This is a genomic window from Bacillus sp. T17B1 (genome assembly GCF_026796395.1).
Classification (GTDB): domain Bacteria; phylum Bacillota; class Bacilli; order Bacillales; family Bacillaceae; genus Bacillus; species Bacillus spizizenii_A.
The window spans coordinates 1-24,265 of the sequence record NZ_JALAYA010000027.1; the positions used below are offsets into that span (position 1 = coordinate 1).

A 24,265-nucleotide genomic window follows, 5' to 3' on the forward strand; every position below is an offset into this window, starting at 1 on the left:
GTGACTTTGTCGACACGCTGAGCAGCCCCTGCGGGCTGCTTTTTTTATTAGCGTTTTTTAATCTCTTCAAGCAGGATTTTGTTAACCATCGGCGGGTTGGCTTGTCCTTTGGACGCTTTCATAATCTGTCCGACAAGGAAGCCGATCGCACGGTCTTTCCCGTTTTTAAAGTCTTCGATTGATTGAGGATTGTTGTCAAGCGCCTCTGTAACAAGCTTCAGAAGCACGCCTTCGTCAGAAATCTGAACAAGGCCTTTCTCTTTCACAATCTTCTCAGCGTCGCCGCCTTTTTCAATCAATTCCTTAAACACTTTCTTCGCGATCTTAGAAGAAATGGTTCCTTTTTCAATTAATTTGATCATTCCGGCAAGGCCTTCAGGTGTCAGCGCAACATCAGCGAGCTCTTTTTGCTCAGCATTCAGATAAGCTGACACTTCACCCATCAGCCAGTTGGACGCTTGTTTGGCTTCAGCGCCTTTTTGAACGGTTTCTTCGAAGAAATCAGCCATTTCTTTTGTCAGTGTCAGAACCATCGCGTCATATGCAGGCAAGCCAAGCTCTTCGATATAACGCTTGCGGCGCTCATCAGGAAGCTCAGGAATGCTTGCTTTCACGCGTTCCTTCCATTCGTCATCAATGTAGAGCTCGACAAGGTCTGGCTCTGGGAAGTAACGGTAGTCGTCAGATCCCTCTTTGACACGCATGAGAATGGTTTTCTTCGTTGCTTCATCATAACGGCGTGTTTCCTGCTGGATGACACCGCCAGAGAGAAGAACCTGTTCCTGGCGTTTTTCTTCATGCTCAAGGCCTTTTTGAACAAACGCAAAGGAGTTCAAGTTTTTCAATTCTGTTTTTGTGCCGAATTCCTCTTGGCCGATCGGACGAAGAGAGATATTGGCGTCACAGCGAAGTGAGCCTTCTTCCATTTTACAGTCAGAAACACCTGTATATTGAATGATGGATTTTAGCTTTTCAAGATACGCGTAAGCCTCTTCCGGCGTGCGGATATCCGGCTCTGATACGATCTCAACAAGCGGCGTTCCTTGGCGGTTGAAGTCAACAAGAGAGTAGCCGTCGCCTGTATGCGTCAGTTTTCCGGCATCTTCTTCAAGGTGAAGGCGTGTGATGCCGATCCGTTTTGTTTTTCCGCCGACTTCAATTTCGATCCAGCCGTTTTCGCCGATTGGCTTATCAAATTGAGAAATCTGATACGCTTTCGGGTTGTCCGGATAGAAATAGTTTTTGCGGTCAAACTTCGTATCCGTTGCAATCTCACAGTTGAGTGCCATAGCGGCTTTCATTGCAAATTCAACGGCTTCTTTGTTCAGAACAGGCAGGACACCCGGGTATCCGAGGTCAATGACGCTAGTCTGCGTATTCGCTTCCGCGCCGAATGGCGTTGGAGAGCTTGAGAAAATTTTTGATTTTGTTTTTAACTCGACGTGGACTTCAAGTCCGATTACCGTTTCAAAGTTCAATTTTTTTCACCCCTTACAATTCAGGTTTTGCTTTATGATGGTCTGTCGCTTGTTCAAATGCATGAGCAACACGGTATACAGTGCTTTCATCAAAGTGTTTTCCGATGATTTGCAGGCCGAGCGGAAGGCCGTCTGCTAATCCGCATGGCACACTGATTCCCGGTACGCCGGCAAGGTTGACCGGAATTGTTAAGATATCGTTTGCATACATTGTGAGCGGATCTTTCGTGTTTTCACCGATTTTAAATGCAGGTGTTGGTGTAGTCGGTCCAACAATAACATCATATTTCTCAAATACGTCTTCGAAGTCTTTCTTAATCAAAGTACGCACTTTTTGCGCTTTTTTGTAGTACGCATCATAGTAGCCTGAGCTTAAAGCGAACGTTCCGAGCATGATACGGCGTTTGACTTCATTTCCGAAACCTTCAGCGCGCGTTTGCTTGTAAAGGTCGATCAGGTTGTCCGCGTTGTCTGTACGGTAGCCGTAGCGGATGCCGTCAAAGCGTGCAAGGTTGGCTGACGCTTCAGAAGATGACAGCAGGTAATATGTCGCAAGCGCGTATTTGCTGTGCGGAAGAGACACTTCTTCCCATGTAGCGCCGAGGCCTTCAAGAACTTTCAGCGCTGCAAGTACAGATTCTCTCGCTTCTTTACCGACACCTTCACCAAGATATTCTTTCGGAACCGCGATTTTCAGTCCTTTGATGTCGCCAGTTAATGAAGAAAGAAAATCAGGCACGTCCACATTTGCGCTTGTGGAGTCCATTTTGTCTACGCCGGAAATCGCTTGAAGCAAGAATGCGTTGTCCTCAACCGTACGAGTAATCGGCCCGATTTGGTCTAATGAAGACGCAAATGCGACGAGCCCGTAACGGGATACACGTCCGTATGTAGGCTTTAATCCGACAACGCCGCAGAAAGATGCCGGCTGACGGATGGAACCGCCTGTGTCTGATCCAAGAGAAAACGGAACTTCTCCCGCAGCAACCGCAGCCGCTGAACCGCCGCTTGAACCGCCGGGAACTGTATCTAAGTTCCAAGGGTTTTTTGTCAGTTTGTAAGCTGAGTTTTCGGTAGATGATCCCATGGCGAATTCGTCCATGTTTAACTTCCCGATTGTGACAGCTTCAGCATCTTGAAGACGCTGAACAACAGTAGCATCGTAGATTGGATCGAAGTTTTCGAGAATTTTGCTGGAGCAAGTTGTGCGCAGCCCTTTTGTTACGATATTATCTTTAACGCCGATCGGCATACCAAAAAGAAGACCGTGCTCAGAACGGCCGTCAACCGCCTCATCAAGCTCCTTCGCGTACGCGCGCGCTCTTTCTTCATCTAATGCCAAAAAGGCTTGTACCTTATCATCCACCGCTTGGATGCGTTTATAAGATTCGTCAACCAGATCAGAAATCTTAATCTCTTTTTTATGTATGAGCTGTTTTAATTCTGTGATTTTATGATCAAATAATGACATTCTTGTGTCCCTCCTTTAGTCCAAAATTGATGGCACACGAATATAGCCGTCTTTATGGTCAGGTGCATTTTTCATAACGTCCTCAACCGGAAGACCTTTACCCGCTTCATCTTCTCTCATGACATTTTTCATTTTCAGCACGTGGGTTGTAGGTTCCACATTATCTGTGTTAACCTCATTAAGCTCCTCGGCAAATGAAATGATGCTGTCAAGCTGTTCAGTGAACATTTTTGCTTCTTCTTCAGTAATCGCAAGTCTTGCAAGGTGCGCAACGTGCTTTACTTCTTCTATTGAAATTCGTGACATATGATCCACCTCCACATATTTCTCCGTTAAGTCATATAATACTGATCATATCAAAAACAAGCCCTCTAAAGCAACAAAACGCCTTGGACAGGCCTGTGTTTTCGAGACAATACCCTATATATTTTATACTAAAAAGAGACAAAGGAGAAACGAAATATTTTTCTGAATATTTTTACTTTTATTATTTTTTGAAAGCGCTTCATTCTTTATTCCCTTCTAGGTTCGCAACAGTATTTCCCGCTGGCGGTCTAGGTTTCATCGCTTGAATGGCCGGGAATACTTTGTTAGGTTAGGTTAACAAGTGCACCTGCAAATGAATGACATTAGGGTTTGCACTTGCGCCAGACAGCTTAACTGGCACCATCAATTTGAGAGGTGATGCAACATTATTAGAATTGAAGAGAGGGTAAAACGTGAGTATTGAAATTATTATATCGTTAGGAATTTATTTTACTGCCATGCTGTTAATCGGCTGGTACTCGTTTAAGAAAACAACTGATATCAACGATTACATGCTTGGAGGAAGGGGTCTCGGACCATTTGTCACAGCTTTGTCTGCCGGAGCGGCGGATATGAGCGGATGGATGCTGATGGGAATTCCAGGGGCCATGTTTGCAACAGGCTTGTCGACGCTGTGGCTTGCACTCGGTTTGACAATCGGCGCGTATTCGAACTATCTTCTTTTGGCTCCCCGTCTTAGAGCGTATACAGAAGCGGCGGATGACGCGATTACGATTCCCGATTTCTTTGATAAACGATTCCAGCATTCTTCGTCAGTGCTGAAAATTGTATCAGCTTTAATCATTATGATCTTTTTCACACTGTATACGTCTTCAGGTATGGTATCAGGCGGAAGATTATTTGAATCTGCTTTTGGAGCCGATTATACACTTGGACTCCTGCTGACTGCAGGCGTTGTCGTGTTATATACATTGTTTGGCGGTTTCCTTGCTGTCAGTCTGACTGACTTTGTACAGGGTGCGATCATGTTTGCAGCACTAGTGCTTGTGCCGATCGTTGCTTTTACCCAGCTGGGCGGCGTTTCTCCTGCTTTACATGAGATTACAGCTGTAGACCCAAAGCTATTGGATATTTTTAAAGGCGCGAGCGTCATTAGCATTATTTCTTATTTGGCCTGGGGCTTGGGCTACTACGGCCAGCCTCATATCATCGTCCGTTTTATGGCGATTAAGCATATCAAGGATTTAAAACCTGCGCGCAGAATCGGTATGAGCTGGATGATTATCTCTATTCTTGGTTCAACCGTAACGGGTTTAGTCGGTGTGGCTTACGCACATAAATTCGGAGTTGCTGTAAGTGATCCTGAAACGATTTTCATTATTTTTTCTAAAATATTGTTCCACCCATTAATTACGGGATTCTTGCTGTCTGCTATTTTAGCAGCTATTATGAGTTCGATCTCTTCTCAGCTTTTGGTCACAGCGAGCGCAATGACAGAAGATTTATATCGGACATTTTTCAGACGTGAAGCATCAGATAAAGAATTGGTCATGGCCGGCCGGCTGTCAGTATTGATCATAGCGGTCATTGCTATTCTGATGTCCCTGAATCCAAGTAGCACGATTCTTGATTTGGTTGGTTATGCGTGGGCCGGATTCGGTTCTGCTTTTGGGCCTGCCATTCTGTTGAGCCTGTATTGGAAACGAATGACTGAATGGGGCGCCCTATCAGCCATGGTTGTGGGAGCTGCGACAGTATTAATTTGGATTACAACTGGTTTAGCTGACTCTACAGGCCTCTATGAAATGATTCCAGGATTTTTCCTGAGTATGATTGCAGGTATTATCGGAAGCTTGATCACAAAACGTCCTGCAAAAGCCTCTTACCGTTTGTTCGGTGTCATGGAAAAGCTGTTAAAACGCAAAAAGTAATAATAAGCCATCAAGCACCGCTTGATGGCTTTTGTGCTCTTGTTTTGCTATAAATACTGTGAGAAAATCATATTTATTTAAAAACACCTTAGAGAAGGGGGAAGTTGCTGTTGAGCTGGTATATTGATCCTGATATATTACTAAAACTGGGCATTGCCACTTTGATTGGCATGGTCATCGGGCTTGAGCGCGAATTAAAAAACAAGCCGCTCGGATTAAAAACCTGTATCGTTATCGCCGTCAGCTCATGCATGCTGACGATCGTCAGTATTAATGCGGCTTATCATTTCCCTAAATACTACCGCATCATGATGGATCCGCTGCGTCTGCCGGCCCAAATCATCTCCGGCGTCGGGTTTATCGGAGCCGGTGTCATCTTGCGGAAAAGCAACGATGTCATTTCCGGCCTAACGACATCAGCTATGATCTGGGGGGCAGCAGGGCTCGGGCTGGCAACGGGAGCCGGATTCTATAAAGAAGCGTTTGTCAGTCTTCTGTTCATCCTGATCAGCGTGGAATTTCTCCCATGGGTGGTCAGAAAAATCGGCCCAGACCGCCTTCAGGAAAAAGACATCCGCATCAGAATGTCGCTTTCTGATAAAGACAAAATGACAGAGATTTTAAAAGAAATGAAAAGAAGAGATATCAAAACACACTCCGTCCGAATCGACGACCTGGGCGAAAAGGAATTTCCAATCATGGAAGTGAAGGTCCGCGTCCATAAAAACAGGTACACGACCGATGTCTACTATGACATTAAAGACATTGAAGGTGTAGTCGGCGTAAAGTGTGATACATTATAAAAGCCAATGGGACAGTACCCCATTGGCTTTTTTCTATCTACATCAGTGAAGAAAAATCAAATGCTGTGATCGGTGTGCCATTCTCTATATCTCTTCTGAAGCCGGCGAGCATTTCTTTTTCCTCTTCTCCTATTGCGTCAAGGTCAAACATTTGATGAAGCAGTCCGTAAATCAGCATATGGCGGAGGCGGAGGAAATCAGGTATCCTTTTTAGCCATGCAGGATCAAGTTCATTTTTCTCCCAGTACCCTCTCATGAAATGCGTCATAAATTCTTCTGTAAACGCAGCTTTATCTTCATATGGCACAACCGGGTACCACAGCACATTGTAAAGGAGAATGCTGATATCATTAATGAACCAATTATAGCCGATATCATCAAAATCAAATGCTGTGATTTTGCCATGATCCCAATGAAAATTGCCATGATGCAGATCCGCATGCACCAAACCGTAGCTGTCCCGGCTTTTTGGCAGCCGCCGCAGTTCATCCATTAGCGAATCGGCTTGCTGAAACACCTTTGTTTGATCGTCAGGCACATACTTTCTCAGCTTTAATTGCTCCTCTTCATCCCATTCCTGTCTTTTAAAAGCGGGTTTGCTCAGTTGATATCTTTTTGTCAGGCTGTGCATCTCGCCTGTATATCTGCCAAGCTCATAAAATAGCGTTTCACTCCAGTCCGATTCATCCACTTTTTGCCCCGGCGCTTTCTCATATACTCTCAGTAAAAATGAACCGCCAATTCCGTCCGGCACTTCTTCAACGTCTTTCCCGCCCAGCGACGGCAGTGGTTTTGCAACTGACAGCCCGCCTTCCGCAAGGTGACGGAGCCATTCCATTTCTCCCATAATATAATCACAAGATCTCCGAATTGTATGGGTGATCTTTAGAATATAAGAATGGTTGTCTTTCATAATTTCATATACATAGTTTTCCGCATCAGCCAGAAAACGAACCTGGCTGTTTGAAAAACCGTATTTCATCCCAGCCTCTGCCAAAACCTGATTTTCATGAAATATGTTTTTGATTTCTTTATGCACGTCTAACTCCCTTTCTTTGCTATTGATTTGATATTGATTGTATTCACACGAGCTCCAGCATCAACATACCTCCCCCTGATTTGTGTCTCGGCAGAAGCGAAAATACATCTTTTTCCTTTTCCTGTTGATTGTAACATAAAAAACCCTTGTGCCATATTGACACAAGGATTCTCTGCTTTGTTTTTAATTATAAATATGAACAGTCGGCTCTTTATCTCCGGCATTGCGGATAATGACCGCTTCCTGTCCGTCTGAGGATGTGATATTGACTTCGACATCAACTGAGCCCTTGGAGTAGTAGTCCATCACTTCACCTGTTAAGAACTGGGTAAACGCGACGACTTCACTTTTTCCGTAGAATTGCATTGGAATATCAATCTTCATTTTCTTCATTTCTTTATTTTCATATAACGCTGTACCAACAACACCTGTATAGTTCGGGAAAAATTCTTCAATTGAGTTTTTGAACCGCTTAAAGACCTCGGTGTCATCCGGGTATTTTTCTGCTGTCGTTGTATCCGCTGGATAAAATACATATTTTTCATTTATGTCATCCCAATTTGAGATATCCGTGGAGCCTGCTTTGACTTCTGTTTTGGCGATGAAGTTCCCCGGCACAATTGATGTTTTTGAAGCCTGCTTGTAGAGCGCGACTGTGATCGGCACATTCTTCAGGTTATCTTTTTTACGGAGTCGGTTAATGACCTCTTGTGCGATTTTTTCTCCCTGCTCGCGGAGCGTGCTGTCGTTAATCTCCACTTCTTTTTGAGGGTCGCCTATTTTTTCACGATAGTAATACACGGAGTTTAATGCCAGTCCGATCATCACGCCGCCAAGCTGGATGGAATTCTTGTCTTTTCTGACTAAATAATCGTGCTCCAGCATAGACGCTAAATAAACCGGGCTGCTTTCGTTCTTTTCTTCTGTTGAACCAGAACTCGGAAGTGCTGGGTTCAAGCCTTCATTTTTGAAGTTCTTATCTTCTTTTTGGGCTTTTTTCAGATCAGAGCCAGTTTTTTTCCGTGCCAGCCAGCTTAATACTGTATCTTCATCTAAATATTGCCCTTCCTGGAACAGATAATCGTCAGTCGAGAAAGAATCTTGGGCAAGACGCATCAGCCCTGTTTCAAATTCATCAATGTCCAGCCTTGTATTCAGCTGTCCCGTTGTTAAGCCGCGCGCTTTTCCTGCCTTAAACGGCAGCACCATTTTGTAATAGGAGTCAGAGATATTATATTTCGGGACAATCGCTTTTTCTGACGATTTGGCCGTCTTTTGCGTAATCTCTTCCTCCTTATCCCCCCCAAAACCTGACGAGCAGGCAGACAGCATTAACACTGCCGCCGTTGCCGCCATTGCCAACGTCTTTTTCAATAGAAAACACTCCTCTTATTTCTTTAGCTCTCCCATTAACTGTTCTTCATTCCATACTTCAATGTTCAGCTCTTGTGCTTTTGTCAGCTTGCTTCCCGCAGCTTCACCGGCGATGACCAAGTCTGTGTTTTTGCTGACGCTTCCAGTCAGCTTGCCGCCTAGCGCTTCGATTTGCGCCTTGGCATCGTTTCTTGACAGTTCTTCCAGCTTGCCTGTCAGAACAATTGTTTTACCGGCAAAGTAAGAATCGCTTTCCTCTGCTTTTACTTTTTTCGGGCCTTTGTAGTCTGTGTTTACGCCCAGCTCCTGAAGTTCATTCAAGAGATCAATCATTTCTTCTTTATGAAAATAAGTGATGACCGCATCAGCCATTTTTTCACCGATTTCATCGATTGCGAGAAGCTCCTCTTTTGAAGCTTTTTTCAGGTTCTCCAAGCTTTCAAAATGCATGGCTAGCGTCTTTGCAGCCTTTGAACCGATAAAGCGGATGCCGAGTCCGAATAGCAAGCGCTCTAACGAATTTTCTTTGGACTTTTGAATGGAGCTGATCAGATTTTCAGTAGATTTTTCGCCCATGCGTTCGAGCTGGATGACCTGTTCCTTCGTCAGCTTATATAAATCCGCCACATTGCGGACAAGGTTCTCCTCAAACAGCTGTGTGATCACTCGTTCGCCAAGCCCGTCAATGTTCATGGCATTGCGGGAAACAAAATGGATCAGCCCTTCCCGGATTTGCGCCGGGCATTCAGGATTAATGCAGCGAAGCGCCACTTCCCCTTCGATGCGGACGAGTTCGCTCCCGCATTCAGGACATTCCGTCGGCATGCTGAATTCCTTTTCTTCTCCTGTGCGCTGTTCAACAAGGACGTTCACGACTTCCGGAATGATATCGCCCGCTTTTTTGATGACGACCTTATCTAATATCCGAATATCCTTCTCTTTAATTAAATCTTCGTTATGAAGGGATGCTCTTGAGACCGTTGTGCCGGCAACTTTTACCGGCTCAAGAATGGCGGTCGGCGTAATTACACCCGTTCTGCCGACATTTAATTCGATGTCGAGAAGTTTTGTCACGACCTCTTCAGCAGGAAATTTATACGCGATGGCCCAGCGCGGGCTTTTCGCTGTAAAACCAAGCTCCTCCTGCTGATCAAGGGAATCAACTTTAATCACGATGCCGTCAATTTCATACGGGAGGTCAGCTCGTTTAGACTGAAACTCATCAATCAGTGCAATAACTTCTTCTATGCTGTCGCATTTTTTTCGTTCCTGGTTTGTTTTAAATCCGATTTCGTCGAGAAAATCAAGCCCCTGGCTTTGCGTCACCACACCCATCTCGTCAAGCTCCGCTATACTGTAGACGAAGATATCGAGGTTTCGTTTCGCTGCAATTTTCGGATCGAGCTGTCTGAGTGATCCAGCGGCGGCATTTCGCGGATTGGCAAACGGTTCTTCTTCGTTTTTGATCCGTTCCTCATTAAGCGTTTCAAACGAACGCTTCGGCATATACGCCTCGCCGCGTACTTCAATCGACAGATCACGTTTCATTTTGAGCGGAATATTGCGGATCGTCTTCAGATTCTCCGTAATATCCTCTCCCGTCGTTCCGTCACCTCTTGTGGCACCTCTGACAAAATAGCCGTCTTCATAACGGAGAGAAACAGCAAGACCGTCTATTTTCAGCTCCACATTATACGCCACATCGTCGCCGACGGCCTGGCGAACCCGGCGGTCGAAATCACGAAGGTCATCGGCATTAAAGGCGTTGCCCAAACTGAGCATTGGCGTGCCGTGAGTGACTTTCTGAAACGCTTCAAGCACGGCTCCGCCGACACGCTGCGTAGGAGAGTCCGGCGTTCTGAGGTCTGGATGCTCTTCCTCGATCGCTATCAGCTCCTGCATCAATCTGTCGTATTCGGCATCAGGGACGCTCGGTTCATCTAAGGTGTAATATTCATAGCTATACTTGTTGATGATGCGGCGCAGTTCGTCTGCCCGCTGCTTCGCTGTTTCTTTGTCCATCTGCTTCTTCCTTTCCTCTTCAATTACTGCTTTTCAATAGGAGCAAATGCTGCTAACAGGCGTTTTACGCCGACTGGGCTCGGGAACGCAATATCGAGCTCCGTCCCTTCTCCCTCGCCTTTTACACTGACGACAGTTCCTGTTCCCCATTTTTTATGGCCCGCCTTATCTCCGACTGCCCAGTTTAAGGTGTCGCCGCCTGTTTTGCTGGCGTAGGACACCGGACGTGAAACAGGGCCGCGTCTCGGCTGCATTTTTCTCGCAGACGGCGCTCTCGTTTCTTTTTTCTCATTTAGGTTTTCCAATAAATCTTCCGGTATTTCAGCAATAAAGCGAGATTCCGGGTTCATATTTGTTCGGCCAAACAAGGTTCGCATTTTGGCGTTAGTCAGATAAAGCTCCTGCTCCGCCCTTGTAATCCCAACGTAAGCAAGGCGGCGTTCTTCTTCCATTTCCGCTTCCTCCATTAATGAACGGCTATGCGGGAAGACGCCTTCTTCAAGCCCCATCAAGAAAACAACCGGAAACTCCAGCCCTTTTGCGGCGTGCAGTGTCATCAGGGTGATTGCATCCTTGCCGCCTGACTCTTCCTCTTGCTGGTCGAGCTGATCAATATCTGCAATCAGCGCCAAGTCTGTCAGAAATGCAACAAGTGTCTTATCTTCACTTTTCTGTTCAAAGTTTTTCGTAACAGACAGGAACTCGTCGATGTTTTCTAAACGGCTTTGGGCTTCGATTGATTTCTCAGCCTTCAGCATTTCTCTGTATTCCGTCTTATCAAGAATTTCTTCTGTCAGCTCTGTAATAGATAAGTAATCCTGCATATTGGTCAGGTTCTCAATCATCTGCCTGAAGCTGTCAAGTGCGTTGGCTGCCTTGGCGCTGACGCCGATAAAATCAACCTGTTGAATGGCTTGGAAGAATGATAAGCCGTTCATCGCGGCATACGAAGCAATTTTTTCAAGTGATGTCGCACCGACTCCGCGTTTCGGCACATTGACAATGCGTGTGAAACTGATATCGTCATCCGGATTGGACACGAGGCGTAAGTACGCGAGAATGTCTTTAATTTCTTTTCTGTCATAGAACTTTGTGCCGCCGACAATGTTATAGTTCAAGCCTGCTTTGAGAAGCGTTTCCTCAATCACACGGGACTGCGCATTTGTCCGGTACAAGACAGCGATATCGGAGAGTTTCCGCTTGCCTGAGCTGTGAAGCTGATGAATTTTACCGGCCACAAACTGTCCTTCGCCGAACTCATTATCTCCGCGGTAATAGGAAATTTTGATGCCTTCATCGTTTTCCGTCCACAAATTCTTCGGTTTGCGGTTTGAGTTATTTTTGATGACCTCGTTAGCCGCGCGCAATATCCGTTTCGTTGAACGGTAATTTTGTTCAAGCAAAATTACGCTGGCGTTCGGGTAATCTTTTTCAAAAGAAAGGATGTTGGTGATATCCGCGCCGCGCCATCTGTAGATCGACTGATCAGAGTCTCCGACAACGCAAAGGTTCTGGAAACGCTCTGCAAGCTGTTTAACAAGCATGTATTGTGCCCTGTTCGTATCTTGATACTCATCGACGTGGATGTACTGGAATTTGCGCTGATAAAATTCAAGCACTTCCGGTACACGGTCAAACAATTTAATGGTCGTCATAATCAAGTCGTCGAAATCAAGCGATTGGTTTTTCAGCAGTTTCTTCTGATAATCAGTGTATACATCGCTGACGACCTGATCATAGTAGCCGCCGGCAACTTTAGAGAATTCTTCCGGTTCGGTCAATTCGTTTTTCGCACTGCTGATCGTGCCGAGAATGCTTCTTGGATCAAACTTCTTCGGATCAAGATTGCGCTCCTTCAAGATCCCCTTGATGACTGACAGCTGGTCTGCCGTATCAAGGATAGAGAAATTGCGGTTGATTCCGATCCGGTCGATATCTCTGCGCAAGATCCGCACGCACATGCTGTGAAATGTGGAAATCCAGATATCGTCCGCACCCGGTCCGAGAATGCTTTCCACACGTTCTTTCATTTCACGTGCTGCTTTATTTGTAAATGTGATCGCCAAAATGTTCCACGGCGCCACATGCTTTTCCGCCATTAAGTAAGCGATTCTGTGTGTCAGGACACGTGTCTTTCCGCTTCCCGCTCCCGCCATCAGCAAGAGAGGCCCGTCCGTTGTTTTGACAGCTTCCTGCTGAACGGGGTTTAATCCGCTTAATAATTGATTGCTAATATAATTCAAAATTTGTTCACCCGCCTATACAAAACATATGTTCTATCATAAACCAAAACCGTACAATTTACTACTCGCCTTTCACAGCCGCTACTGTTTTCAAAGCCCGGTCAAAATCTTCATATACCGCATTGCCAACAACAATCACGTCAGCATGCTCAGCATACTGCTTTGCCGTTTCCGCATCCTTGATGCCGCCGCCATAAAACAAGGTGGACGTTTCCAATACAGCCTTCGTTTTTATCACGGCTTCTATGTCTCCAAGCACGCCGCTGTATTCCAAGTAAAAAATCGGCAGATGCAGCAGCTCAGACACACGCGCATAGGCGACAATATCGTCTATACTCAGATCGGCATCCGCTTCAGTCAGTTCCGCCGCTTTGCAATCGGGATTAGCGATGCAGTAGCCTTCCGCCATGATTTCTTCCATAGACATCAGATCTCCGTATTCCTTCATGGCTTTCTGGTGCATTCCGACAATCCAGTCCGCGTTTTTGCTGTTTAATACACTCGGAATAAAATATAAGTCAAAGCCGGGAACGATTGCTTCAATTGCTGACACCTCAAGGACACACGGCACCAAAAACCGTCTCACCTTAGACATCATCCGCAGGACATTGTCCTCTGTCACACCATCGCTTCCTCCGATAATGACCGCATCCGTTCCTGATTCACAGAGAAGCTCCAGCTGTTCATCAGGCAAATCTTTATTTGGATCGAGTTTAAAGACATGCTTCCACTCCGTTACATCGTACACGTCATACGTTCCTCCATTCGTTTGTTACCATTTAAACATTATAACAAATTCACATAGCGCGGAAAAACGGAAAAAGCCGTTAATCTCGTTATTCACTGAAAAAGCTGTTTTGATTCTTTTTTCATAAAAAGGGAGCTTAAAAAAGCCTTCAATAGAGAAATGGAGAATTTTCATGGGAGGAATTTAAACGAATAAACAGGCTTGACCAAATTAAAGCCTTTGAACTGAAGCTGGCGCAAGGAGCGAAAACCCGCGGCGGCCATGCGGATGGCGCCAAGGGATCTGAAGAGGTGGCAGACATCCGGAATGTCGAACCGGGGGAATCGATTGACAGCCCGAACCGCTTTTATGAATTTTCAAGCGCTCCCGACATGCTCGACTTAATTGAGAAACTTAGAGATGTTGGGCAAAAGCCAGTGGGCATCAAATTAGTTGCAGGGAACCCTGAAGAATTGCAGGAGCTTTTCTTTTATATGCAGAAAAGCGGTCAGCATCCGGATTTTATCACGATTGACGGAAGCGAAGGTGGTACCGGAGCTTCCTTTTACGAGCTCGATGATACAGTCGGCCTTCCGATTATGACAGCGCTGCCTATTGTTGACACGCTTCTTTGACAGTACGGCTTGCGCGGCCAACTGAAAATCTTTGCTTCCGGGAAACTCCTGACTCCTGACAAAATCGCGGTTGCTTTAGCCCTCGGCGCTAATTTTGTCAACATTGCCCGCGGCATGATGTTTTCGGTCGGCTGCATCCGCGCTCTCGTCTGCCACACCAACACATGTCCGGCAGGTGTGGCGACAACAGATCCAAACCTGCAAAAAGCACTAAGCGTTGAAGAAAAACAGCATCGTATCTGCAATTACGTCATTTCGCTGCGCAAGGGGCTGTATAACCTCGCAGCCGCAGCGGGCATCAATTCGCCGGTCCGCTTTTCCAAGGAGCATGTTGGCTATCGAAAAGAGGATGACAGCATCGTCGACATCGACAAACTGATCCACCAATTTGTTTCATAAAGAAACCGCCCATGCCGTACGGCAGGGCGGTTCTTTGTTATTTTGAAGAAGACTCAGTTTCGGTCTCCTTCACACGGTCGAGTGCCATTTCATAAGCATCATTACCGTAATTTAAGCAGCGTTTCACACGGGAAATCGTAGCCGTGGAAGCACCTGTTTCTGTTTCAATCTTATGATACGTGTTTCCTTCGCGAAGCATGCGCGCCACTTCAAGACGCTGAGCCAGCGATTGAATTTCGTTAATTGTGCAAAGATCATCGAAGAACCGGTAACATTCCTCCAGGTCTTTCAGCGATAAGATCGAGTTGAATAACTGGTCCAGCTCTTTGCCGCGTAATTTATCGATTTGCATCGTTACACACCTTCTCCTTTACTAATGGAAGCCGCATCGAGATCAGGCACGATATTAATCCAAGTCTTTCCTGGCACAAGCGGAAGCCATTTGCCGTCTTTTACCGGCACAATTCTGCCGTTTACTTGTTTCCAGTCTGTTTCAATAACGTTTCCGTGCTGAAACAACAGACCTTTCCCCCCTGATTCCAGGTCGATCTCCCGCCTTCCATCTTGATCAATAGTATGATGGCTGGCTTCAACAATGAAAATATTTTGCATTGCAACCGGCTTTCCGGTTTCCCGGTCTGTCATTATGACACCATCAGAGCTTCTTGTATAAGCTTCAGCTTTTTTATCATAATTGTATTCGACAAGATTTGTAACGTTCTTTGTTCCATAATCTACCCGAACATTGTAAGATTCATTTGCAGGTTTTGCTTCTGATGTTTGAAACAGCAGCGGATCTGTTTCCCGCTTCAGCTCATATCCCTTTTGTTCCGCCGCCTTTTTTATGTAATCATAAGACGTATAGGAATTATGGGGCGGTTTGCTAAAATCAGCTCTCCAAAATAAGCTACCGTCAAAATCCAATCCGTTAATAAAATCGGCAGCTCCGGATTCCAGCTGCTCTTTGGCGCCAGGACTCCAGCCGTGATGGACAAATATGCTGTCAAAGCCATTGTTGAGAGCGATGAAATATTCCCGCGCGCTTCGCACAGGACCGACAGTTTCAGGCATCTGGCTTTGGAAAATGGCCAGAAATCTAGTAATTTGTCCTTCGGCCAGCGCTTCTATGACAATGTCGGCTTTAGACAGTCCTGATTGCGGTCTCGCCTTCGGGTGATTGTTCACCACAACAGCAACAGGACGGCGTTCAGCCACCTTCTGTTCAGTCACAAGTCCCGTCAAAGCAGCATTCAGCTTCTTTTCAACATTCGGGACAGCATCCTTCTGCTGGCAGGATACCAGCAGAAAAAACACGAAACACAGCACACAACCTGTCATCCATTTTTTCATATGTCGGCTCCCTGCTCTTTTATATTTTAACGCATTATCGATGGAAAGAGTACAGTTTTTTTCATGACGTCGAAGATTCCTCTAGGCGTAATGCGTATATACGGAAGGTGCGTACTTTGCAAAAAGAGCAGTGTATAGACGGGATCACAAAACTCGTAGCCTCTTTCAGTCAGAAGATCTCTCAGCTTTTGTTCCTTCTCCAGCACGTCTTCATACGCTTCCGAAGAGGCGCAGCCGCAGAGCGCAAGCGGAATTTCATACAGAATGCTCCCGTTTTCCGCAAGGACGATTCCTCCCCCGATCTCTTTCATGCGGGCGAAAGCGAGCAGCATATCCGCTTTATTTTTTCCGATCGCCACAATATCACCTGTCGTCGTAAAGGAGCTCACAAATCCCTGCACGCTTGAGGCAAAGCCTTTTATCATCGTATTGACGCGCCATTTCCCATGTCTGTCTAGCATCGTCAAATAACTTTCATCATGGTCAAATGAGAGCTGTTCCAACGAATTGTCGATCTCAATCATATACGGCTCCATAATGACCGCATTCCGCATTTTCACGCCCATCGGCATGGAAAACTGCAAATCATCCATCGTCATATCATATGAAAGCTCAAGCGGGACAAGACCGCCTTTGCTCCAGACCGTCTTTGTAAATGCCTTCAAATCACAGCCGTCTTCACGGAGGATGATCCCTTTTGACAGAACGGTCACGGGATTCGGGTTTAACGGATCTTCAAGTACATTTAACGATGCCAGTCTTCCCGGTCCGACAACTCCTAAATAATCATCCATTTGGTAATACTTTGCGATATTAAATGATGCCATATTGTAGGCATCGATTGCCGGAACTCCTTCTTCTAACGCGATGCGGATCAACTCGTTTGTCATGCCGCCTTTATAGAAATTCGGCGTCGCGCCGTCTGTCGTGTAAAAGAAATGGTCATAATAGCGGAAATCCTTCTCATGCAGCTCCTGCAAGATTTTTCTTACATCAGGGCGAATGGAAGAGTTCCGAAGGGAAACATAGTAGCCCAGTTCTAGCCTTCTCATCACTTCATCACCTGTCATCGCTTCATGATCACAATCCGCTCCGAACAGCTTCATTTTTGTAAGCGTTTTATCTGAAGCACCGGGAAAATGCCCTTCAATGCGTTTCCTCTGCTTCTTTGTAGCTTGCATACAGTGAAGCATTAAATCATCACCATCTACCAAACGAGGCCATCCGGTCATTTCTCCCCCTTGAATCACATCCGGATGTTCAATCCACTGCTTTCTGACATCAAACGGAAGAACGTGATCCTCGTTCAATACCTCAGTCTGAAGGTCATAGCGTGACCACCAGAAATATTGAACAGGCTGCTTTTTGAGTTCATTTAAAATAGTAAGCGCTTTCTTTTTTCCGGTTTGTAAAAGCAAAAATAAGTTGTCATTCACAAATGTCGTTGTTCCGTATTGAGACACATATTCAGCCAGCGTTTGGGGATTATATATTTGAAAAGGATGTACGTGCGGTTCGATATACCCTGGCACAATGTATTTTCCTTCACAATCAATCGTATGAATTTCTTCGGCTCTATTCGGAAGTTCATGACCCACATAAACAATGCGGTCCTGATAAATCCAAATGTTTTTTTTCAGCCATTGTTTTACATATGGATTTAAGACGAGAGCATTCCGTAAAAGGAGCGTTGGAAGCAGCTTTGAGTCTACAACATCAACCTGTGCCCTGATGTCTTTGTTTTTCCAGTTAAAGGTACGTTCGGACATTCACATACTCTCCTTTACATGTATTAGACTCATGTTATCACATCCTTCCTCATCACGCACGGTATAAACGTTACAAATTTTTGAAGGTTAGATTAAAAAAACTTTTTTAAGTAAAAAGGAGCGGATTTCCATGAAGCCAAACATCAGTCTCGTCAATGCCGTCTTTAGAATCGCCTGCGGACTGACAATTATGTCAGCCGCCAGCGCAACGTTTACAAAAAAGCCTTGGTGCAGAATGCACCTCTTTTACATCTTTATGGGGGCATTGAAAGCAGGTTCCGGAATCTTGCGCTTCTGCCCTGTGACCTACATGATTCAAAACGGCGCTTCCGGCAATAACGAACAGGAGCATCAAAACAGATAAACAAAAAAGCTTGCTCACGAAACGTGATCAAGCTTTTTTCTCACGACATTCCTTTGTCTTTATATAGAGATACCCTGCGGCTGCCAGTGCTGCCGGATAAAGGAGTGCCCAGCCGCTAAAAGAGTAAATCACAGCGCAAGCCGCAAACGCCCCGAACGCCATCCACCAGCCTGAATCTCTCCAGCTCAGCAATTTCAGAGCTGCCGCCATTGTACAAATGTAAGATGCGATGAATGCCGCACTTGGCCCTTTTAACAGCGTTGTCAAATCGATTTGAAACAAGCCATATGCCCCAAGGACTAAACCAAATACTGCGGCAAGCGCTGTTAATACACGGATAGGCGTATGTTTTGTCTCACTGAGTTTCCCAAAATATACTGGAATATGCCCCTCTCTCGCCAATGCATACACCATTCTGGAAAAACCCGCAATATTGGCATGAATGGTAGCGAATGTGATAAACAGTGCTAAACATACCGTTACATAGACTCCGCTTTCCCCCGCTCCTTTTGATATGAGCATGGCAAGCGATGCAATTTCTCCATTCTCTCCATATGAATGAGTCCCCACCGTCACAAATGACAGCATGATATACAGCCCCGCCACACAAGCCGCTCCCAAGTATAAGCTGAGTGGGACATCTTTTTCAGGACGATGAAATTCCTCAGCCAATGGGGTAATCATTTCCCAGCCTACAAAAGAGAAAAAAATTATAACAGAAACAGATCCCGCAGCAGACCAGCCATGTGGTAGAAACGGTTTGAATGCTGCTGCTTTGACATGAGGCAATGACACGGCAACAGAAGTGACTAGCAGAAATACGATGACACAAATAACAAGTATACTGATGTTTGCGGATAGTTGAATGCCTCTCATATGAAGCAAAATGGAGACAGCCAGCATACAGCACGCAATCAAAGTAATCTGCCAATCCGAAGCCTCTGTGACGTAACTGACGTAATGCGCGCCAGTTAAAGCGATGACGGGAACGCCGATTGGAACGGACCCTAACATGATCCAGCCCAAAACCGCTCCAGCTTTTTTCGGAAAAGCCAGCTGCACGTAAGCCGTGATTCCTCCCGCGCTGGGCGCTATTTTCACAAGACGGGCCAGTGTGCCGACAAGAAGAAAAGACAAGAAAGACATGAACACCCAAACGAATAAAGAAGCGGGACCGGCTGTGTCAGCGGTGACAGACGGCAGGATTAATATCCCACAGCCTAAAACGGCCCCAATGGTTAATGCTGTCCCTTGTATCCAAGTGATCGAACGCTGCAATTCAGGCAACATGATGCCTCCTCTCCGTTGATGGCTTTATTATAGGAAGAATAAGAGGGCATCCATATGCTACAATGAAGGTAAATGATCAGCATCACCTTATAATAGAAGGAATTTTTGCGAATTCACCTAAACTTATAAAGGAGCCAAAAAATGGACGATACAGACCTTCACATTCTCTCTCATTTACAGCGAAATGGCAGATTAACGATGGTTGAGTTGGGAAAGCTTGTCGGCCTCAGTCCGCCAAGCGCGGCGGAACGTGTCAGGAAGCTGGAAGACAAAGGAGTGATCACCGGCTACAGTGCGAATATCTGTTACGAAAAACTAAACAAGCATGTTACGGCTTTTATCCTGATGGAGCCGAAAAGCTGTAAACACTACGCCGCCTTTGCCGCAGCACATCCGGATGTGACAGAAAACCACCGCATTACAGGCATGTACAGCTATGTGACAAAAGTGACAGAATCGGTACATACGCTCGAAGATTTTATTGACGCTTCAATAGCCCATGGTAAACCCACCACGCTGGTGGTCCTTTCTTCTTCCGCACACCACCCCGCTCTTGTATAACAAAAAACCCCGCAGCTCAATCTGCGGGGTTCTGCGCTTTATTTTTGGACAGCCTTTAACGCGCGTGCCCCAATGTCTTTTCTGAAAAAGAGTCCCGGCTTGATGATCTCATCAACGGCTTTGTACACTCGATCTCTCGCCGCTTCAAATGTGTCATCAAAAGCCGTCACATTGGCGACGCGTCCACCGTTTGTGACGAACTCTCCGCCTTCTGCTTTCGTTCCGGCATGGAAGACAACCACCTGCTCCGTTTCCGCTGCAAGGCTGCCTATCGGCGTGCCTGTTGCGTAGCTTTCCGGGTACCCTTCTGAAGCAAGCACAACACTTACAGCCGCGGTATCCTTCCATTTCAAGTCGACTTCTTTATCTTCTAAAAGATCAAGAAGCACCTGTACCAGATCAGATTCCATGCGCGGAAGCACGACCTGTGTTTCCGGATCGCCAAAACGGGCATTAAATTCGATGACCTTCGAGCCGTTTTCAGTAAGCATCAATCCCGCATATAAAACGCCAGTGAAGGAACGGCCTTCTTGTACCATTGCTTTTGCGGCGGGTTCGACGATGGTTTCTACCGCATGGCGGACGGTTTCTTCCGAAATTTGCGGAACTGGCGAGTAGGCGCCCATCCCGCCCGTATTAGGGCCTTTGTCTCCGTCAAACGCCCGCTTGTGATCTTGGGCGATCACCATTGGATACACCTTTTCTCCTTTGACGAATGCCATCAGAGAAAATTCTTCGCCTGACAGAAATTCTTCAATGACAACAGACGCGCTCGCATCACCGAATTTTTCATCCTCAAGGAAATCATGCAGGCATGCCATCGCTTCTTCCTCTGTCATGGCAACTGTAACGCCTTTTCCGGCCGCAAGTCCATCTGCTTTTATGACAATCGGAGCGCCTTTTTCCTGCACATATGCTTTTGCCTCTTCAAAAGATGTAAATGTGTCGTATTCTGCGGTCGGAATGTCGTATTTCTTCATTAAATCTTTAGCGAACTGTTTGCTGCCTTCAATGATCGCAGCGGCTTTTGACGGGCCGAATACAGGAAGACCCGCTTTTTCGAATTCATCCACCAGACCTTCTATTAAAGGAACCTCAGGCCCGACAATGGTCAGGCCGACCTGATGTTCTTTTGCAAACGAGACAAGCCCGGCATGATCGTTTTCTTCAATGTTTATTAGCTGTGCGGAAGCTGCCATGCCGTCATTTCCTGGGGCGGCAAATACGTTTTCTACGAGGCTGCTTTGCGCCGCCTTCCATGCCAGCGTATGTTCTCTTCCGCCTTTACCGATAATGAATACATTCACGTCGTTTTCATCCCCTTAATGTTTGAAGTGTCTAATGCCGGTGAATACCATGGCAATGCCGTACTCATCTGCTTTTTTGATGGAATCCTCATCACGTACAGATCCCCCCGGCTGAATGATAGCCGTAACGCCCGCTTTTGCCGCTTCTTCGACAGTATCCGGCATTGGGAAAAATGCATCAGATCCAAGTGCGCTGCCTTTCGCTTTTTCACCTGCTTGCTCGATGGCAATTTTCGCTGACCCGACGCGATTCATTTGGCCTGCTCCCACGCCGACTGTCATATTGTCTTTCGCGAGAACGATCGCATTTGATTTCACATGCTTCACGACTTTCCAAGCAAGCTTCAAGTCTTCCCACTCTTGCTCGTTCGGCTCTCTCTTCGTTGGGATGTTGATCTCAGCATCATCAAACCCGTGCATATCCAAATCCTGAGTCAGCAGCCCGCCTTGAACGGATGTCAGCTGCTTTTCTTTTTGAACGGCAGCTGTCACATCAAGCGTCAGCAGACGAAGATTTTTCTTCGCAGTCAGGATGTGAAGTGCTTCTTGGCTGAATGAAGGCGCAATGATAATTTCTAAGAAAATGTTGTGAAGCGCTTCGGCAGTTGCCTTGTCCACTTCACGGTTCAGGGCGATAATGCCGCCGAAGATAGATGTTTGATCTGCTTCAAACGCTCTGTTGAAGGCTTCTGAAATTGATTTTCCTGTTCCAACGCCGCATGGATTCATATGCTTGACGGCAACTGCAGCCGGCTCAGTAAATTCACGGACGATTTGAACTGCCGCATCTGCGTCTTTAATGTTGTTGTAAGAAAGCTCTTTGCCGTGAAGCTGTTCCGCTTGCGCAATGGAGCCTTTGACAGGAAGTGCTGTTTGATAGAATGTTGCTTCCTGATGCGGGTTTTCCCCGTAGCGAAGCGATTGTTTTTTCTCAAATGTTACAGTGAATTGTTCAGGTTCTTTTTCACCGACAACGTTTGTCAGATAGTCAGCGATCAGTGCGTCATATGCCGCAGTATGTCGGAATACTTTTGCCGCCAGCTCGCGTTTTTTCTGAAGGGATACGCCGCCTTCTTCTTTGATTTGATTCAGCACTGGGCTGTAATCCGCCGGATCGACGATAACCGTCACATCCTGATGGTTTTTTGATGCCGCACGCAGCATGCCCGGTCCGCCGATGTCGATATTTTCGATCGCTTCTTCATATGTGACATCTTCTTTAGAAATGGTTTCTTTAAATGGATAGAGATTGACCACAACGAGGTCGATCGGCTGAATTCCGTGTTCATTGATCTGCGCCATATGCTCTTCATTGCCGCGAACTGCCAGAAGACCGCCGTGAATATTCGGGTGAAGTGTTTTGAGCCGTCCGTCCATAATTTCAGGAAAGCCTGTCACTTCAGAAATTCCAATGACGTTCACACCGTTTTCTTGAAGAAGCTTTTTCGTTCCGCCTGTTGAAATCACTTCAACGCCAAGCTCTGTCAGTTCTTTTACGAAAGGAACGAGATTTGTTTTATCTGAAACACTGATTAATGCACGTTTAATAGTCATGCCTTCTCACCTCTGTTATTTAATCCTAATAGCTGTTTAATTACACTCGGATACCATTTATGCTCAAGCTTGTGAATCCGCTGTTCAATTGTTTCCAAAGTATCATATTCGTCAATTTCGATTGCCTTTTGAGCGATGATCGGGCCTGTATCCATTCCTTCATCGACATAATGCACAGTGATTCCTGCAACCTTCACGCCCGCGCGGTACGCCTTCCCGACTGCGTCGATCCCGGGAAACGCCGGAAGAAGTGACGGGTGAATGTTAATGATTTTTCCTCCGTATGCCTCAAGCAGTGTATCACCTATCAGCCTCATATAACCGGCAAGAACAATTAATTCAACGTCATGGAGATGAAGCTGTTCGATAATGGCCTGTTCAAATGCGGCCTTGTTTTCATAAGACTTCGGCTCAAATGCAAAGGATGGAATGTGGAATGTTTCCGCCCGTTCGATGACTTTCGCCTGCGGTTTGTCGCAAACGAGAAGCGATACGGACGCATCCCAGTTCTCCTCTTTTAAACGCATAACGATGGCTTCGAAGTTTGAACCGTTTCCGGATGCGAATACCGCAAACTTTTTCATGAAAGCGCCGCACCGCCGAATGTGACACCTTCGCCTTGTTTCACACGCCCGATCAAATAGGCTTTTTCACCATGGCTTTCAAGCGTTCCGATCACATCTGTCAGATTCTCTTCTTTAACTGCCAACACAAAACCGATGCCCATATTAAAGACGTTGAACATGTCTTCTTCCTTCAGCTTGCCGTACTCTTGAAGGAAAGAGAAAATCGGCGGAATCGGCCATGAGCCGTGATCGATTTCCGCACTTAAGCCTTCTGGAAGCATACGCGGGATATTTTCGATAAACCCTCCGCCTGTTACGTGAGCCATGCCGTCGACTTTTCCGCTTTTCACCGCAGCAAGCACAGGCTTCACGTAAATTTTTGTCGGTTCAAGCAGTTCCTCGCCAAGCGGGCGGTCAAACGGTTCGTATGTTGTATCAAGATCCAGCTCCGCATCATCCAGAAGCACTTTTCTCACAAGGGAAAATCCGTTGCTGTGAAGGCCGCTGGAGCTGAGACCGATCAAAAGATGGCCTTCCTTGATGTTTTCTCCAGTGACGATTTTGTCCTTTTCCGCCACTCCGACTGAGAAACCGGCAATATCGTATTCATCAGCTGTATATAGTCCCGGCATTTCAGCCGTCTCACCGCCCACTAAGGCTGAGCCTGACTGCTCACAGCCGTTCGCCACACCTTGCACGATCTGCTCAATTTTTATAGGGTCCGCTTTGCCGACCGCTAAATAATCGAGGAAAAACAGCGGCTCTGCGCCTTGTGCCAGTACATCATTGACACACATCGCAACAGCGTCAACACCAATCGTGTCATGCTTATCGATGGAAAAAGCGAGCTTTAATTTTGTGCCGACACCGTCCGTTCCCGAAATTAAAACAGGCTTTTGATATGAAAGCTCAGACAGGTCAAACATGCCGCCAAAACCGCCAAGGCTGCCCATAACGCCAAGCCGTTTTGTGCGCTCCACATGTTTTTTCATTCGTTTTACAGCTTCATATCCGGCTTCGATGTCAACTCCTGCGTTTTTATATGCTTCAGACATCCTATTCACTCCTTTAAGGCGCTTTTCTAAATATCTCCCCGAACGAGGGCAGAAAGAGAA

Annotated in this window: 19 protein-coding genes and 2 pseudogenes; 5 read left to right on the forward strand and 16 right to left on the reverse strand. The window is 46.2% G+C overall.

All coding sequences use genetic code 11. The features are described 5' to 3' along the window. Positions 1–47: 47 nt before the first annotated feature. Genes gatB through gatC form a run of 3 tightly spaced genes read right to left on the reverse strand, consistent with a single transcriptional unit; the run spans position 48 to position 3,255 of the window. Positions 48–1,478, reverse strand: coding sequence for an Asp-tRNA(Asn)/Glu-tRNA(Gln) amidotransferase subunit GatB (gatB, locus tag MOF34_RS13545; protein WP_003219444.1), 1,431 nt, complete (start codon positions 1,476–1,478; stop codon positions 48–50). Positions 1,479–1,491: 13 nt separating this feature from the next. After that, entirely contained in the window at positions 1,492–2,949 is a 1,458-nt protein-coding gene (gene gatA / locus MOF34_RS13550) for an Asp-tRNA(Asn)/Glu-tRNA(Gln) amidotransferase subunit GatA (RefSeq protein ID WP_003242878.1), read from the reverse strand. 15 nt (positions 2,950–2,964) lie between these two features. Then, positions 2,965–3,255, reverse strand: a complete 291-nt coding sequence (gene gatC / locus MOF34_RS13555; protein WP_003219442.1) for an Asp-tRNA(Asn)/Glu-tRNA(Gln) amidotransferase subunit GatC — start codon at positions 3,253–3,255, stop codon at positions 2,965–2,967. Between the two features lie 413 nt (positions 3,256–3,668). Between gatC and putP the strand changes: the two genes are divergently transcribed. Next, complete coding sequence (gene putP / locus MOF34_RS13560; protein WP_019713523.1) at positions 3,669–5,147, forward strand: sodium/proline symporter PutP; 1,479 nt, start codon at positions 3,669–3,671, stop codon at positions 5,145–5,147. A gap of 104 nt (positions 5,148–5,251) precedes the next feature. Continuing rightward, positions 5,252–5,950 (forward strand): MgtC/SapB family protein, encoded by a 699-nt coding sequence (locus tag MOF34_RS13565; RefSeq protein ID WP_080010246.1) that lies wholly within the window; start codon positions 5,252–5,254, stop codon positions 5,948–5,950. 37 nt (positions 5,951–5,987) lie between these two features. Here MOF34_RS13565 and MOF34_RS13570 read toward each other — a convergent pair whose 3' ends face one another. The 5 genes from MOF34_RS13570 to MOF34_RS13590 form a co-directional block, all read right to left on the reverse strand. Next, positions 5,988–6,989, reverse strand: coding sequence for a phosphotransferase enzyme family protein (locus MOF34_RS13570; RefSeq protein ID WP_268400496.1), 1,002 nt, complete (start codon positions 6,987–6,989; stop codon positions 5,988–5,990). Positions 6,990–7,172: 183 nt separating this feature from the next. Further along, on the reverse strand, positions 7,173–8,363 hold the full coding sequence (locus MOF34_RS13575; RefSeq protein ID WP_019713519.1) for a CamS family sex pheromone protein: 1,191 nt from the start codon (positions 8,361–8,363) through the stop codon (positions 7,173–7,175). 15 nt (positions 8,364–8,378) lie between these two features. Further along, positions 8,379–10,385, reverse strand: coding sequence for an NAD-dependent DNA ligase LigA (ligA, locus tag MOF34_RS13580; protein WP_268400497.1), 2,007 nt, complete (start codon positions 10,383–10,385; stop codon positions 8,379–8,381). A 23-nt stretch (positions 10,386–10,408) separates the two neighbouring features. Further along, entirely contained in the window at positions 10,409–12,628 is a 2,220-nt protein-coding gene (gene pcrA, locus MOF34_RS13585) for a DNA helicase PcrA (protein ID WP_268400498.1), read from the reverse strand. A 61-nt stretch (positions 12,629–12,689) separates the two neighbouring features. Beyond that, positions 12,690–13,376, reverse strand: coding sequence for a heptaprenylglyceryl phosphate synthase (locus MOF34_RS13590; RefSeq protein ID WP_268400499.1), 687 nt, complete (start codon positions 13,374–13,376; stop codon positions 12,690–12,692). A 155-nt stretch (positions 13,377–13,531) separates the two neighbouring features. On the opposite strand from MOF34_RS13590, the pseudogene MOF34_RS13595 reads away from it, so the two are divergent. Then, a pseudogene (locus MOF34_RS13595) lies at positions 13,532–14,389 on the forward strand (glutamate synthase-related protein); the annotation flags it as partial. A 37-nt stretch (positions 14,390–14,426) separates the two neighbouring features. Here the strand turns inward: MOF34_RS13595 and MOF34_RS13600 are convergent. The 3 genes from MOF34_RS13600 to MOF34_RS13610 are packed head-to-tail and all read right to left on the reverse strand — an operon-like array spanning position 14,427 to position 17,508. Beyond that, complete coding sequence (locus MOF34_RS13600; RefSeq protein WP_003219429.1) at positions 14,427–14,741, reverse strand: YerC/YecD family TrpR-related protein; 315 nt, start codon at positions 14,739–14,741, stop codon at positions 14,427–14,429. A 2-nt stretch (positions 14,742–14,743) separates the two neighbouring features. Beyond that, entirely contained in the window at positions 14,744–15,739 is a 996-nt protein-coding gene (locus MOF34_RS13605; RefSeq protein WP_268400500.1) for a DUF3048 domain-containing protein, read from the reverse strand. A gap of 26 nt (positions 15,740–15,765) precedes the next feature. Continuing rightward, positions 15,766–17,508, reverse strand: a complete 1,743-nt coding sequence (locus MOF34_RS13610) for an adenine deaminase (RefSeq protein ID WP_268400501.1) — start codon at positions 17,506–17,508, stop codon at positions 15,766–15,768. 130 nt (positions 17,509–17,638) lie between these two features. Here MOF34_RS13610 and MOF34_RS13615 point away from each other — a divergent pair, with 130 nt between their 5' ends. Continuing rightward, positions 17,639–17,872 carry a YgaP family membrane protein gene (locus MOF34_RS13615; protein WP_019713513.1) on the forward strand — a complete coding sequence of 78 codons (234 nt, stop codon included), beginning with the start codon at positions 17,639–17,641 and terminating at the stop codon, positions 17,870–17,872. Positions 17,873–17,886: 14 nt separating this feature from the next. On the opposite strand, the pseudogene MOF34_RS13620 reads toward MOF34_RS13615, so the two are convergent. Further along, positions 17,887–19,162, reverse strand: a pseudogene (locus MOF34_RS13620) (APC family permease). Between the two features lie 141 nt (positions 19,163–19,303). Between MOF34_RS13620 and MOF34_RS13625 the strand changes: the two are divergent. Next, positions 19,304–19,723, forward strand: coding sequence for an Lrp/AsnC family transcriptional regulator (locus tag MOF34_RS13625; protein ID WP_268400503.1), 420 nt, complete (start codon positions 19,304–19,306; stop codon positions 19,721–19,723). Positions 19,724–19,761: 38 nt separating this feature from the next. On the opposite strand, the gene purD is transcribed toward MOF34_RS13625, so the two are convergent. Genes purD through purM form a run of 4 tightly spaced genes read right to left on the reverse strand, consistent with a single transcriptional unit; the run spans position 19,762 to position 24,205 of the window. Beyond that, on the reverse strand, positions 19,762–21,030 hold the full coding sequence (gene purD, locus MOF34_RS13630; RefSeq protein ID WP_268400504.1) for a phosphoribosylamine--glycine ligase: 1,269 nt from the start codon (positions 21,028–21,030) through the stop codon (positions 19,762–19,764). Positions 21,031–21,045: 15 nt separating this feature from the next. Further along, the gene (gene purH / locus MOF34_RS13635; protein ID WP_268400505.1) at positions 21,046–22,584 is read right to left on the reverse strand and encodes a bifunctional phosphoribosylaminoimidazolecarboxamide formyltransferase/IMP cyclohydrolase; all 1,539 of its coding nucleotides are present in this window, start codon (positions 22,582–22,584) and stop codon (positions 21,046–21,048) included. Further along, positions 22,581–23,168, reverse strand: coding sequence for a phosphoribosylglycinamide formyltransferase (purN, locus tag MOF34_RS13640; protein WP_268400506.1), 588 nt, complete (start codon positions 23,166–23,168; stop codon positions 22,581–22,583). Before purN ends, purH begins: the two co-directional genes overlap by 4 nt. Further along, on the reverse strand, positions 23,165–24,205 hold the full coding sequence (gene purM / locus MOF34_RS13645; protein WP_268400507.1) for a phosphoribosylformylglycinamidine cyclo-ligase: 1,041 nt from the start codon (positions 24,203–24,205) through the stop codon (positions 23,165–23,167). The genes purN and purM overlap by 4 nt, the downstream gene beginning before the upstream one ends. Positions 24,206–24,265 lie beyond the last annotated feature (60 nt).